Origin of the sequence: Microbispora hainanensis, assembly GCF_036186745.1 — a bacterium.
Lineage (GTDB): Bacteria > Actinomycetota > Actinomycetes > Streptosporangiales > Streptosporangiaceae > Microbispora.
This window is the reverse complement of sequence record NZ_CP108086.1, coordinates 8189990-8202526: the sequence shown is the minus strand read 5'-3', so window position 1 is coordinate 8202526 and position 12537 is coordinate 8189990. Positions and strand designations below refer to the sequence as shown.

Sequence of the window (12537 nt, the reverse complement as noted above, 5' to 3'; positions counted from 1 at the left end):
CTGTAAGTAACCTCATCGGTTGATGGACACAGCAACAGCACTGCAGTTCCTCCTGCTCCCGGCCGGCGCCCTCGGCGTCGCAGCCCTGGCTCGATGGCGTGACTGGTCGGCCCCACTGCTCCTGGTGGTGGCGGGCCTGGCCGCGTCCTACGTGCCCGGGGTCCCCGACTACAGCCTCGACCCGCACATCGTCCTGGTGGTCTTCCTGCCGCCGATGCTCTATTCGGCGGCACTCGACAGCTCATATCTGCGGCTGCGCGACGCCGCCAGGCCCGTCGGCCTCCTGGCCGTCGGGCTCGTCCTGGCGACGACGGTGGTGGTCGGCTTCGTCGCGCACGCGATCATCCCCGATCTCCCGCTCGCCGCGGCCTTCGCGCTCGGGGCGATCGTCGCCCCTCCCGACGCCGTGTCGGCGGTCGCCATCGGCCGCAGGCTCGGCCTGCCGCGACGCGCGCTGACCATCCTCGTGGGCGAGAGCCTGTTCAACGACGCCACCGCGCTGACCGCCTACCGGGCCGCGGTGGGCGCGCTGACCGGCGCCGCCGCCGGCCTGCTCGGCATCGGCGGGCAGTTCCTCCTCGCCGCCGGGCTCGGCGTCGTGATCGGCCTCGCCATCGCCTACCTGTCCGGCTTCGTGCTGCGACGGCTCGACGACCCGTTGAGCGCCAACGGGGTCTCGCTGCTCGTGCCGTACGCCGCCTATCTCGCGGCCGAGGCCGTGCACGCCTCCGGTGTGATCGCCGTCGTGATCGTCGGCATCTACCTGGGCCACGAGCTCAGCCGGACGACGTACGGCACGCGGCTGCTGTCGAACGCGGTCTGGAAGGTCGCCGACCTGGTGCTGGAGTCGATCGTGTTCGCCCTGATCGGCCTGCAGCTGCGCCCGATCATCGCCGGGCTGGGCGGCGAGCGGCCAGGGGAGCTGGCGACGTACGCGATCGTGCTGTTCCTGGTGGTCGTCCTCGTGCGGTTCGTGTGGGTGCCGGCCAGCACCTGCCTGCCGCGGATGCTGTCGAAGCGGGTGCGCGCCGAGGAGCCCAGAGCGCCGTCGGTGCAGAACATGGTGCTGACGAGCTGGGCGGGGATGCGCGGGGTGGTGTCGCTGGCCGCGGCCTTCGCCCTCCCCGAGAACTTCCCCCAGCGCAACCTGCTGCTGTTCCTGACGTTCGCGGTCGTCGTGGGCACATTGATCGTCCACGGGCTGTCGTTCCCCTGGCTGATCAGGCGGCTGGGCGTCTCCACCGCCCAGGAGCGGTACGGCGACGACCTCGCGGAGGCGGGTGCCCAGCAGGCCGCCGCGGCCGCGGCCCTGGCGCGGCTGGAGGAGCTCACCGCCGACGGCGTGCTGGACGTCCACCAGGAGGTCGTCGACCAGTTGCGCACCCGCGCCGAGCGCCGGGCCCTGCACGCCTGGGAGCGGCTCGGCGGCGGCACCGGCCCCGAGGGCGAGGAGACGCCCGCCTCGCTCTACCGGCGGCTGCGCCGCGAGATGCTCGCCGCGGAACGTGAGGTGTTCGTGCGGCTGCGCGACGAGCGGCGCATCGACGACGAGGTCCTCCACCGGGTCATGCAGGAGCTCGACTTCGAGGAGGCGGCGCTCGAACGCGGCTGAGCGCGCTCGGACGCGCGGTCCACGCGCCGAGCGCGGTCCGCGGGCTCCCGGTGGCGCGGTCTACTGGCTCGGCGGCGCGGTCTACTGGCCCAGGCGCTGGTCGACGTAGCACCAGCGCCAGTCCTCTCCCGGCTCGAACGAGCGGATCACCGGGTGGCCGGTCTCCTTGAAGTGGGCGGTGGCGTGCTTGCCGGGAGAGGAGTCGCAGCAGCCGATGTGGCCGCACTCCAGGCACTTGCGCAGGTGGACCCATCGCATGCCGCGCTCCAGGCACTCCTGGCAGCCTCCGGGCGTGAGCGGGTCCGGGTCGGCCGTGACGAGCATGTGTTCGCAGTTCCCCATGCCGCAGATGCTACGGCGCGCGATCCCGTGCCCGGCGCCCTCCCCGGCGCCGGGTGCAGGGTGCAGGGTGCAGGGTGCAGGGTGCCGGGTGCGCCGAACCTCCACGAACTCCCCCTCGTGATCTGCACATCGCTTCCGTAGGTTCGGGGACCATGACGACGACGGTCGACACGGGCGACTTCACCGCCTGGTTACACGACTTCGAGGGCGCGGCGCTGCTGCGGCGCACCTGGGGCGACCCCGACTGGGGCGCGGGAGCACGGCTGGAGCCCGCCCTCGTACGGAGCCTCCAGCGGTTCCAGGTCGGCGAGGACGGCGACGGTGCCCGCCTCATGGACAAGGCCCGCCGGGCGGGCGACCCCGTTTACGCGGAGGCGGTCCGCCTGTTCGTGGCCGAGGAGGGCGAGCACGCCCGCCTGCTGGGCCGGCTCCTGGAGGCGGCGGGTGCCGCGACGATCGCCGGTCACTGGACCGACGCGGTCTTCGTACGGCTCCGGCGGCTCCTCGGTCTCCGCATGGAGCTGATGGTCCTGATGCTCGCCGAGGTGGTCGCGCTCGGCTACTACCGCGCGGTGCGCGACGGCGTACGGGACCTGCTCGCCTCGGAGGTCGCGGGCCGGATCCTCGCCGACGAGCTGCGCCACGTGCCCTTCCACCGCGACCGGCTGCGGGCGTCCTTCCGGAGATCCTCACGGCTTTCGCGGGCGATCGCCTCGGCCCTGTGGTGGTCGCTGCTGGCGGGAGTGCTGGCCGTGGTCGTCCTTGATCACGGCGAGGCCCTGCGCGGGACCGGACTGTCCAGGACCGCATTCGCCTGTGAGGTCGCGGGGTACTTCCGCGCGATCGTCGCCGAGGTGATGACGACTGATGGACGCGTGACCAGGGATGGGCGCGGAGGCCCCCATGGGCATGATCGGGTGCCACGGCGGCCGGGCCGCCGTTGGGTAGGGTGATCGGCATGCGACTCCTCCCGTTCGCCGCCGTCTGCGCGGCCGCCGTCCTGTTCGCCTCCGGCTGCGCGAGCGCGGGGAAGGCGCAGACGTGCGCCGATGCGACGCGGCTGGTCAGCCGGACCATCAGCGACATCGGCGCGGTCGTGAACGACCCCGACGCCATGCGCAAGAAGATCGAGGACGGTGCCGCCGACCTGGAGGACATGGCGAACAAGGCCGCCGACACCACGCTCAGGGACGCCCTTCAGGGGCTGGCCGACAGCCTCCAGAAGCTCGATGTCGACGACGCCAACGCGGCGGTGGACGCGGCGCAGAAGGTCGCCACCGACGGCGCGACCTACCTGCGCGAGGTCAGCCAGGCCTGTCTCTGACCCGGCCGCCCGCGCCGCGCCGTCCGCTCAGGCGCGGCCCGCGGGGGCGACCGAGTCCCCTCCCGCCGGGTCCCCTCCGGCCGGGTCTCCTTGCGCAAGGTCCTTCACCGTACGGTCTCCTCCGGCGCGGTTCCTCCGGGCCGGACGGAGCGCCGCCAGCGCCGCACCGGCGAGGGAGACCACGGCGGCGACCAGGACGGCCGAGCGCAGGCCGTCCGAGGTGGCCGCGCGCAGCGCCTCTCCGGTCAGGCCGGCGGTGTCGCGACCGGCCACCGCGACCAGGACGGCCAGGCCCGCGGCGCTGCCCGCCTGCAGCACGGTGGAGGACAGGCCGGAGACCACGCCCTGCTCCTGCGGGGCCGCACCGGTCGAGGCAAGGATGAACATCGCGGAGAACCACACGCCCGCGCCCAGGCCGAAGCCGGCCAGACCGGCCAGCAGGCCGAGGTAGGAGCCGTCGGCCGACAGCCGCCACGCCAGCACCGCCGTTCCGGCCGCGCCCACGGCGACGCCGAAGACCAGGGTGCCGCGCAGCCCGAGGCGCGGGATGAGCCGTTCGGCGGCCAGGTTGCCCACGGTGATCGTGAGGGTGGGCCCGAGGAAGGCCAGGCCCGACGTGATGGCGTCGTAGCCGAGCACGTCCTGGAAGTGCAGCGTGAGGAAGTACGGCACGCACTGCAGGGTCAGGCCGTAGACCAGGATGACCCCGGCGCCGGTGGCCGTGTTCCGGACGGCGAGCAGCCGCGGCGGCAGCAACGGGTCGCGGCCGCGCGCCTCGATCACGAGGAAGGCGGCGAGCAGCCCCGCCGCCGCGACGGCGGACGCCAGGACGCCGGGGGAGCGCCACCCCCACCGGGGGCCCTGCGCGACGGCGAACACGAGTGCCGTGACGCCCGTGGTGCCGGTGAGCGCCCCCGGCAGGTCGATCGCGCCCGGCCGCCGCGGCCCGTCGGGGGTGAGCACGGCGAACGCCGCGGCGGCGCCCACCGCGGTCAGCGGCACGTTCACGAAGAAGACCGCCTTCCAGCCGAACGCGCCGGTGAGGACGCCGCCGAGCAGCGCGCCGAGACTGAGCCCGGCGGCGCCGCACGCCGCCCACACGCTCATCGCCCGGTTGCGGGCCGGTCCTTCCTCGAACATGGTGACGACCAGGGAGAGGGTCGCGGGCATCAGCACCGCACCGCCGAGCCCCTGCAGCGCCCTGGCGCAGATCAGCGGCACAGGAGAGGAGGCCAGCCCCCCGAGCAGCGAGGCGACGCCGTAGAGCAGCAGGCCGGCGACGAACATGCGCCGCCTGCCCAGCCGATCGGACAGGCGGCCCCCGAGCAGCAGGAAGCCGCCGAACGGCACCGCGTAGCCGCTGACCACCCACTGCAGCGCGTACGGGGAGAACCCGGCCTCGTGGGCGATCTGCGGCAGTGCGACGTAGACGACGGTGAAGTCGAGGGCGGTGATCGAGCTGCCCAGTCCGAGCAGCATGAGCGGGAACGCAGATCTCATGCGGGCAGCCTGATCGCGGGCCCGGCACCTCAGCCAGCACCGCGTTCTGACTACTCAGAAGTTGCCTAGGCTTGACGATGTGGATCGAGGGGTCGAGCTGAGCGAGTTCCTCAAGTCCCGCAGGGCGCGCGTGCGGCCGGAGGACGTCGGCCTGCCGTACAGGGCCGACGGGACGCGGCGCGTGCGCGGCCTGCGCCGCGAGGAGCTGGCGCTGGCGGCGGGGGTCAGCGTCAGCCACTACACGCGCCTGGAACAGGGCAACGGCCGGAACGTCTCGGCCGAGGTGCTGGACGCGATCGCCGACACGCTGCGGCTCACCGGGGACGAGCGGGCCTACCTGCACGCGCTGGCCCGCCCGGCGCACCGGGGTCACGACGTCGCGCAGGCGCCGGTCAGGCCGGGGCTGCAGCGGGTCCTGGACTCGCTGGTGCTCACCCCCGCGCTCGTCCTCGGACGGCACGTCAACGTGGTCGCCTGGAACACGCTGGCGGCCGCGGTCTTCGCCGACTTCGCCGCGATGCCGGAAGAGCGCAGGACGATCGGGCACCTGATCTTCCTGGACGAGGGGTTCAGGCGCATGCACGGCGACGGGTGGCCGCGGCTCGCCCGGGAGCACGTGGCCCGGCTCCGCGTGCTGGCCGCGCGCTATCCGCGGAACGCGCAGATCATGGAGCACGTCGACGCGATCTGCCGGCAGAGCCCCGAGTTCGGGCGGCTGTGGCACGAGCATCACGTGGCCGCCGCCACCCACCGCGACTACGTCCTCGATCACCCGGTCGTGGGCGAGCTGCGGCTGTCGGCCGAGCTCGTCGGCCTGCCCGGCGACCCCGAACTGCAGGGGATGGACCTGTTCGCCGCCGAGCCCGGCTCGGAGTCGGAGGACAGGCTGCGGCACCTGGCCGCCACGACGACGCGGACGGCGTCGCCCCACGCACGGTAGAAGTGGCAACCCGGCAAATCTAGGGGAAAAGGGGCAGAAATAGCGTTATCGCATGGAAGAGAACGAACCCGACCCCCGCTTCGTCCTCGCCAACGAGCGCACGTTCCTCACCTGGATCAGCACCTCCCTCGCACTGAGCGCGGGCGGCATCGCCATCGCGGTCGTCCCCGAGGACGTCTTCGTGCCGTGGGTGCGTACGCTGCTCGCCGTCGTGCTCGTGCTGCTGTCCGCCGTGGCGGCGGGCTCGGCCTATCCCCGCTGGCGGCACATCGACCGGGCGCTCCGGCAGGACCGCGCGCTCCCGCCGCCCGCCCTGGCCCCCATGTTCGGGTACGGCGTGGCCGGGGTGGCCGTACTGGCCCTGCTCCTCATCGTCCTGGAACGGTGATCGGCGCGTGAGCGGCGAGCCGAGGCCCGGGCTGCACAGCGAGCGGACCCGGCTGGCCTGGGTCCGCACGGCCGTGACGATGGCGGGCTCGGGCATCGCGGCGGCCGGGATCTCGGTGCGCCAGGATCTGCCCGTTCTCGCCGTCCCCTTCGCGGCGGCCGCGCTGGCCGGGGCGGTGCTGCTGCTGCGCACCGGGATCCGCCACCGCCGCCTGGAACGGGCGCTGCGGCAGGGAAGCCTGGTCGACGGCCGGAGGGACGCCCGCATCGTCTGGGCCGGCGCGCTCGCCGTCGCCGCCGCGGCGCTGATCATGGTGCTCACGATGGCCCTCTGAACACCGCACGTCCCGCGCAGGCGGGCGAGACCGTCCCGCGCGCCACGAGGCGTCATCGCGCCGGGTCGTCGGTGAGGAGAGGGTCTTCCCGGCGGGGATCGTGGCGCGAGCGCGTGAATCCCCCCGGGCGAGGCGGGCGCCCAGGCGGCAGCGGAGGTCAGATCGCCCGCACGGCCTCCATGGTGTGCGGGCGCAGGGCGGTCTCCAGCCGGACGCCGCCGACGGACGTCACCGCCGCCTTGGCCGCGTTCTTCTTCGCCCAGCTCGCCGCCCGTGCGCGCAGGGTCCGGTCGGGAGACAGCAGCGTGTCCGCCATCATGGCGAACAGGTTCGTGCACGCCTTCGATCCGACGCCGAGATCGCAGCGGGCCTTCACGGAGAGCACCTTGTCCGGCGCGTCGTACCAGATGGAGACGGACATGTGGAGACGGGAGGCGTCGCCCGGCCGGCAGATCGTGTTCTTCGTGGCGCCGGTCACCGGGTCGGCCGCCGTGGACGTCGCGCAGGTCCAGGAGCCGGCCCCCTGCAGCCAGTCCACCGCGAGCATGCCGAACGTCACCTTGGGCAGGTAACGCTGCTTTTCCGAGGGGAAACTCCCGGGGAAGGAAGGCGCGCGGTCGTCCGTCACCGGCTCGGTGGTCGCGAGTCCCACGGCCGCGCCCGCGGCCCCGCCCAGGGCCAGCGCCGCGATCAGCACGCCGGCCGTGACCAGCGCGAACACCGCCGTCCCCCGGCGGCGCGGCGCGTCCGGCGGGACCGGGACGGAAGCCGCGGAACCGGGCGGCCCCGCAGGATCGTGCGCCGGTGTCCACGCCTGCGGCCCGGCGGCGTACGGCCGAGCCGCCTGGGGCCCCGGAGGCGGCGGCACGGGGAAGCCCGGTTGCGCCTGTGAGCCCGGGGGCGGCGGCACGGGGAAGCCCGGTTGCGCCTGTGAGCCCGGGGGCGGCGGCACGGGGAAGCCCGGTTGCGCCTGCGGCCCCGGAGGCGGCGGCACGGCGAAGCCCGGTTGCGGGGGAGCGCCCGGAGGCGCGGCCTGCACCGGCTGCTGCACCGGAACCGGCTGCCAGGCGGCGCCGTCCCACCAGAACCTGCCGTCGGGAGAGTACGGCCGGCCGGGGGGTGGAGCCGCCATCAGTGTCTCCGCTTCATCGTCAGCTCGACGGACCGGGTGCCCGGCTTCCGCTCCAGCGTGTACTCCCAGTCGAGCACGTAGGTCACATCCCCGTCGCCCGCGAGCTGCTCGGCCAGCCAGCCGCCGACCTTCTTGGCCGTCGAGGGGTCGTCGCGGTGCGGCAGCGTCGCGAACCACGACATGTAATCCAGCCCGGCCGCCGCCGTGGTGGTGCCGGGGTCGACGATCCTGGCCTCGATCTTGCCGATGTACTCGTAGAAGTCCGTCACCTTGGCGACCCGGAAGAGGTCCGCCTCGAACCGCACCTTGCCGATCTTCAGCTCGCAGGACCAGAGCTGCCTGTTGTCGGCGCAGGTGTGCCCCCGGCCCTGCAGCGCCTCGACCACGGTGCCGATCTTCAACCCGGGAACGCACTCGTGGCCGCAGTATTTCGTGTCCTGTGCGCGATAGCCGGACGCGACGGCGAACCCGCCCGCGCCGGCGAGCAGGAAGAGGACCAGGCCGATCACCCCGATCACGACGCGGCGAGACCCGCGGCCACTCTGCGTCAGCTCCACAGTCACGAAGACGGAGTATGACAAGGATTCCCTGCACAGGTGGACAAAGCCCGCGAATCTCTCCGACGTCCGCGGCCGTGGGGGTCACGAGCCCTGGTCAGTCGTCCGCGGCGGCGATGGTCTCGGCGACCTCCTCCGCCCGTTCCTCCTCCTCGCGGGCGAAGCGCTCCGCGTCGAGCCGCTCGGCGATCTCCTCGTCCTGCCGCATCAGCGCGTCGAGGCTCTGCCCGGCCATCTCGAGCACGCCCATGTCGGCGTACGCCTTCTGGAGGCGGGGGCTCCACAGGCCGATGTCCTTGACGCACGGCACGATCCGGCTGAACAGCAGCGCACGGAACAGCCGCAGATACTCCGACCGGTCCACACACTCCATGGCCTCGGCGGACTCCTGCCGCGACAGCCCCATGGTCTCCCAGATCTCCGCGCCGCGCAGCCGGTCGCGCATGAGGTAGCAGCCCTCGATGACGAAGTCCTCGCGCTCGCGCAACTCGGCCTCGGACAGGTTCCGGTAGTAGTCGCGCAGCGCCATCCGGCCGAACGCCACGTGCCTGGCCTCGTCCTGCATGACGTACGCGAGGATCTGCTTGGGCAGCGGCGTGGTGGCGATGTCGCGCATCACCCCGAACGCGGCCAGGGCCAGGCCCTCGATCAGCACCTGCATGCCGAGGTAGGGCATGTCCCACCGCGAGTCGTTCAGCGTGCTGTCGAGCAGCGCCTTGAGGTGCTCGTTGATGGGGTAGGCGAGCCCGACCTTCTCCTGCAGGAACCGCGCGTACGTCTCGGCGTGCCGCGCCTCGTCCATCGTCTGCGTGGCGGCGTAGAACTTGGAGTCGAGGTCGGGCACCGACTCCACGATCCGGGCCGAGCAGATCATCGCGCCCTGCTCGCCGTGGAGGAACTGGGAGAACTGCCAGGCGGCGTTGTGCCTGCGCACCTCGTCATGCTGCCGGGCGTCCATGCGGTCCCACAGCGGGGAGCCGTAGATGGCGAGCGTGGTGTCGGGGACGCCGAGGACGTTGCAGGGATCGACCTCAAGGTCCCAGTCGATCCGCTTGACGGAGTCCCACTGCTTGTCCTTGCCCTTCTGGTAGAGGGCGAGCATCCGGTCGCGGCCTTCGTCGTACTCCCAGGTGAACCGGGCCGCTCCGGTCATCTCCACGTCCCACGTGGAGAGCTCGGCGGGGATGGTGTAGAGCTCGTGGGTCGACACGGGGGACCTCCCTCGACGTACACCGTACGTATCCCTGCGAGCGTGTCACGTACGCTGTACGTACGTCAATGGACGGAGACCATGTGGCGGCGAGAGGATTCGGTCATGCTCAACCGCACCCGCATCGTGGCCGCCGCCGTGGAGCTCATCGAGAGAGAGGGCGCCGACGCCGTCTCGATGCGCAGGATCGCCGCCGAGCTGGGCGTCGGCGTCATGTCGCTGTACAACCACGTGCCCAGCAAGGCCGCGCTGCTCGACGCGGTCGCCGAGGACGTGCTGTCGCGGATCGGCTTCACCGACGACCCGTCCGCCCACTGGACCGAGCGGGTGCGCATCCAGGCGCGGGCCTTCCGGCGCATCGCCCATCACTATCCCCGGTGCACGATGGTCGTGGTGAGCAGGCAGTTGAACTCGACGGCGGGCCTTCTCCCGGTGGAGCGCGCACTGGCGACCCTGCGCGAGGCGGGCTTCGACAGCCGGGAGGCCGTCCGGATGCTGCGGATGTTCATCGCGTACGTCGTCGGCTCGCTGCTGCGGGAGGTGGGGGTGACCCCCACGTTCGCTCCCGTACGGGGCGGCGCGACGGTCGCCGAGGTGGATCCGGCGCTGTTTCCCGTGCTGAGCGAGCTGCGGTCGCATCTGGACTCTTGCGACCACGACGAGGAGTTCGAGTTCGGCCTGGAACTGCTGGTCCAGGCGATGGCCGTACGGGCCGCGGCGCGGGCGGACGCCCATACCGGCGCCGGGGAGGGCGAGCGCGGCGGCGCGCGGGCCGGTCGTGGAGGCGCCCGGCAGTAGGCCGGGCGCCTCCGCCGGGTCAGTACCAGTTGTGGGACCGGAAGTGGCCCCACGCGCCGCACGGCGAGCCGTATCGGCCCTTGATGTATCGCAGCCCCCACTTGATCTGGGTCTGCGGGTTGAACCGCCAGTCGTTGCCGGCGTAGCCCATCTTGTGACCGGGCAGCGCCTGCGGGATGCCGTAGGCGCCCGAGCCCGGGTTGTAGGCCCGGTGATTCCAGTTGCTCTCCCTGGTCCAGAGGCTGTCGAGGCACTGGAACTGCTCGCCCGACCAGGTGTTGCGGGTGACGAGCCGGAAGGCGTACGCCTTGCTGCGGAGCTTCGCCGGCGCCCGGCGGAACCGCGGCGGCTGTGCCGTCACCGGCGTCTTCCACACTCCGACGTGGATGACGGGCCGCACGCTCTCTCCGGTGCGTGCCGTCTCCCCGGTCTGCGCCGTCTCTCCGGTCCCGGCCTGGGCGGCCCACTCGCCGGCCCAGGCCACTCCGCTTCCGCCACCGGCGACGGTGGCCGCGATGACGGCGGCGACTGTGCTGCGTAGAACGCTGTTGCTGTCCAAATCGGTCCTTGTCGTCGGGTCGCGTGCGGAAGGCGGGCGCGCGTGCGCCCGCCGCGCGGTCGCGCGCCCATGGCGTGGGCGCCGCCGTCCGCTCGGCCCGCACCGGATCATCAAGAGCTTCCGGCGGGCACCGCGACGGGTCCTCACGCGGATTGAAATACGGCCGCCCGCCTCCGCGACGGCATCTGCGGCACGCCGCGGACGGTTCTTTGCCGATCCGCCCCCCAACGCCGACCCTTCCACGAGGCGCGGCTTACCGTGCGCGGCGCGGCACGCCCTGCGGCGAGACCGCACGCGACGCTCGTTTAGGGTGCGGACATGAGCGTTCTCAACATTCCGGTGACCACGATCGACGGCGAGAGCACGACCCTCGGCGATCTGCTCGGCGGCGGGGCCGCCCTGGTGGTCAACGTGGCGTCCAGGTGCGGGCTGACCCCGCAATACGAGGGCCTGGTCGCCCTCCACAAGGCGTACGCCGGGAAGGGGTTCACGGTCGTCGGCGTGCCCTGCAACCAGTTCATGGGCCAGGAGCCCGGCTCGGCGGAGGAGATCAAGGAGTTCTGCTCCACGACGTACGGCGTGGACTTCCCCCTGCTGGAGAAGACCGAGGTCAACGGCCCGGACCGGCACCCCCTGTACGCCGAGCTGACCGCGACCCCCGACACGGAGGGCGAGGCGGGCGACATCCAGTGGAACTTCGAGAAGTTCCTCGTCGCCGCCGACGGCCAGGTGGTCGCCCGGTTCCGCCCCCGCGTGGTCCCCGAGGCCCCGGAGATCGCCGAGGCGATCGAGAAGGTCATCTCCTAGCCGACGCCTTCGGCCCGCAGCTCGCCCGCACGACGAGCTGGGTGGGCAGCGTGACGGCAGGAGGGCGCCTGCCCTGCCGGAACACCAGTTCGGCGGCGCGGTAGCCGATGTCCTGGGCCGGCTGGGAGATCACCGTCAGCGGCGGGGAGCACAGCTCGGCCCAGGGCACGTCGTCGAACATGATGAGCGACACGTCCCTCGGGATGCGCACGTCCAGCTCGCGAGCGGCCAGCACGGCCGCCTCACCGAGCACGTTGCCGCCTGCGATCACCGCCGTGACGTCGGCGCGGTGCTGGAGCAGGCCCGCGGCGGCCGCGTACGCGGAGTCGCGGCTCGACCGGGCGTGCACGACCAGATCCCGGTCGGCCGGCAGGCCCAGCGAGGCGATCGCCGAGGTGAACGCGGCGACCCGCTGCGACTGGCCGTGCCTGCCGAGGTAGGCGATCTTCCGGTGGCCCAGCCCGGCCAGGTATTCCACGGCCGTCAGCACCCCGGCCCGGTCGTCGGGCACCACGCTGGGCACGTCGGCGCGCACCCGCCGGTCGGCGAACACGACGTTGAGCCCGGCGCGCAGCGCGGGCCCCCACATCTCGCCGTCCCCGGACGGCACCGCGATGAGCCGGTCCATGCTCTGCTCGATGAGCGTGCCGATCAGCTCGGCCTCCCGCTCGGGGTCGTCGCCGGTGACCCCCACCGTGACCGGCTCGCCGTACGAGCGGGCGCAGGAGAGCACACCGTCGGCCAGCCGCGCGTAGAAGCTGTCGGTGATGTCGGGGACCAGCAGCCCGATGCCGCCCGTCCGCTGGCGCCTCAGGTTGCGTCCGAGCGCGCTCGGCCGGTAGTCGAGCCGCGCCGCCGCGGCGAGCACCTTCTCGCGGGTCTCCGCGCTCGCCGAGCCGCCCGACAGGACACGGGACACGGTGGCCACCCCGACCCCGGCGGCCTCCGCCACTTCCTTGATGGTTATCCGTCGCTGCACTGGACCACTCATGGAAACGATTCCACCATGGTTCCATGGGTCTTGCTACCGAAAT

The 12537-nt window shown here is 72.6% G+C and carries 15 protein-coding genes; 8 read left to right on the top strand and 7 right to left on the bottom strand.

Going from position 1 to position 12537, the window contains the following annotated elements; all coding sequences use genetic code 11:
- Positions 1–22 precede the first annotated feature (22 nt).
- A complete protein-coding gene (locus tag OHB01_RS37155; protein ID WP_142645394.1) occupies positions 23–1612 on the top strand; it encodes a Na+/H+ antiporter in 1590 nt (529 codons plus the stop codon).
- An 81-nt stretch (positions 1613–1693) separates the two neighbouring features.
- Here OHB01_RS37155 and OHB01_RS37150 read toward each other — a convergent pair whose 3' ends face one another.
- Positions 1694–1954, bottom strand: a complete 261-nt coding sequence (locus OHB01_RS37150; protein ID WP_142645393.1) for a ubiquitin carboxyl-terminal hydrolase 14 — start codon at positions 1952–1954, stop codon at positions 1694–1696.
- Positions 1955–2106: 152 nt separating this feature from the next.
- On the opposite strand from OHB01_RS37150, the gene OHB01_RS37145 reads away from it, so the two are divergent.
- Positions 2107–2907 (top strand): ferritin-like domain-containing protein, encoded by an 801-nt coding sequence (locus OHB01_RS37145; protein WP_185948912.1) that lies wholly within the window; start codon positions 2107–2109, stop codon positions 2905–2907.
- 5 nt (positions 2908–2912) lie between these two features.
- On the top strand, positions 2913–3278 hold the full coding sequence (locus OHB01_RS37140) for an NAD-glutamate dehydrogenase (RefSeq protein ID WP_142645392.1): 366 nt from the start codon (positions 2913–2915) through the stop codon (positions 3276–3278).
- A gap of 27 nt (positions 3279–3305) precedes the next feature.
- On the opposite strand, the gene OHB01_RS37135 is transcribed toward OHB01_RS37140, so the two are convergent.
- The gene (locus tag OHB01_RS37135; protein WP_328854633.1) at positions 3306–4778 is read right to left on the bottom strand and encodes an MFS transporter; all 1473 of its coding nucleotides are present in this window, start codon (positions 4776–4778) and stop codon (positions 3306–3308) included.
- Between the two features lie 79 nt (positions 4779–4857).
- On the opposite strand from OHB01_RS37135, the gene OHB01_RS37130 reads away from it, so the two are divergent.
- The 3 genes from OHB01_RS37130 to OHB01_RS37120 are packed head-to-tail and all read left to right on the top strand — an operon-like array spanning position 4858 to position 6440.
- A complete protein-coding gene (locus OHB01_RS37130) occupies positions 4858–5718 on the top strand; it encodes a helix-turn-helix domain-containing protein (protein ID WP_147942365.1) in 861 nt (286 codons plus the stop codon).
- 52 nt (positions 5719–5770) lie between these two features.
- Positions 5771–6106 carry a YidH family protein gene (locus tag OHB01_RS37125; RefSeq protein WP_142645390.1) on the top strand — a complete coding sequence of 112 codons (336 nt, stop codon included), beginning with the start codon at positions 5771–5773 and terminating at the stop codon, positions 6104–6106.
- Positions 6107–6113: 7 nt separating this feature from the next.
- Complete coding sequence (locus OHB01_RS37120) at positions 6114–6440, top strand: DUF202 domain-containing protein (RefSeq protein WP_142645389.1); 327 nt, start codon at positions 6114–6116, stop codon at positions 6438–6440.
- A gap of 157 nt (positions 6441–6597) precedes the next feature.
- Here the strand turns inward: OHB01_RS37120 and OHB01_RS37115 are convergent, their stop codons facing one another.
- The 3 genes from OHB01_RS37115 to OHB01_RS37105 form a co-directional block, all read right to left on the bottom strand.
- Positions 6598–7572, bottom strand: a complete 975-nt coding sequence (locus OHB01_RS37115) for a hypothetical protein (RefSeq protein ID WP_328854632.1) — start codon at positions 7570–7572, stop codon at positions 6598–6600.
- Positions 7572–8135: a hypothetical protein gene (locus OHB01_RS37110; protein ID WP_147942363.1), complete on the bottom strand. Its 564-nt coding sequence runs from the start codon at positions 8133–8135 to the stop codon at positions 7572–7574. The genes OHB01_RS37115 and OHB01_RS37110 overlap by 1 nt, the downstream gene beginning before the upstream one ends.
- Positions 8136–8226: 91 nt before the next feature.
- The gene (locus OHB01_RS37105; RefSeq protein WP_142645386.1) at positions 8227–9339 is read right to left on the bottom strand and encodes a ferritin-like domain-containing protein; all 1113 of its coding nucleotides are present in this window, start codon (positions 9337–9339) and stop codon (positions 8227–8229) included.
- A 105-nt stretch (positions 9340–9444) separates the two neighbouring features.
- Between OHB01_RS37105 and OHB01_RS37100 the strand changes: the two genes are divergently transcribed.
- On the top strand, positions 9445–10137 hold the full coding sequence (locus OHB01_RS37100; RefSeq protein WP_142645385.1) for a TetR/AcrR family transcriptional regulator: 693 nt from the start codon (positions 9445–9447) through the stop codon (positions 10135–10137).
- A gap of 19 nt (positions 10138–10156) precedes the next feature.
- Here OHB01_RS37100 and OHB01_RS37095 read toward each other — a convergent pair whose 3' ends face one another.
- The gene (locus OHB01_RS37095; protein WP_328854631.1) at positions 10157–10696 is read right to left on the bottom strand and encodes a transglycosylase SLT domain-containing protein; all 540 of its coding nucleotides are present in this window, start codon (positions 10694–10696) and stop codon (positions 10157–10159) included.
- A gap of 318 nt (positions 10697–11014) precedes the next feature.
- Here OHB01_RS37095 and OHB01_RS37090 point away from each other — a divergent pair, with 318 nt between their 5' ends.
- The gene (locus tag OHB01_RS37090; RefSeq protein ID WP_142645384.1) at positions 11015–11503 is read left to right on the top strand and encodes a glutathione peroxidase; all 489 of its coding nucleotides are present in this window, start codon (positions 11015–11017) and stop codon (positions 11501–11503) included.
- On the opposite strand, the gene OHB01_RS37085 is transcribed toward OHB01_RS37090, so the two are convergent.
- Positions 11493–12482 carry a LacI family DNA-binding transcriptional regulator gene (locus OHB01_RS37085; protein WP_260617063.1) on the bottom strand — a complete coding sequence of 330 codons (990 nt, stop codon included), beginning with the start codon at positions 12480–12482 and terminating at the stop codon, positions 11493–11495. The two genes, OHB01_RS37090 and OHB01_RS37085, sit on opposite strands and share 11 nt — an antisense overlap.
- Positions 12483–12537: the final 55 nt, after the last annotated feature.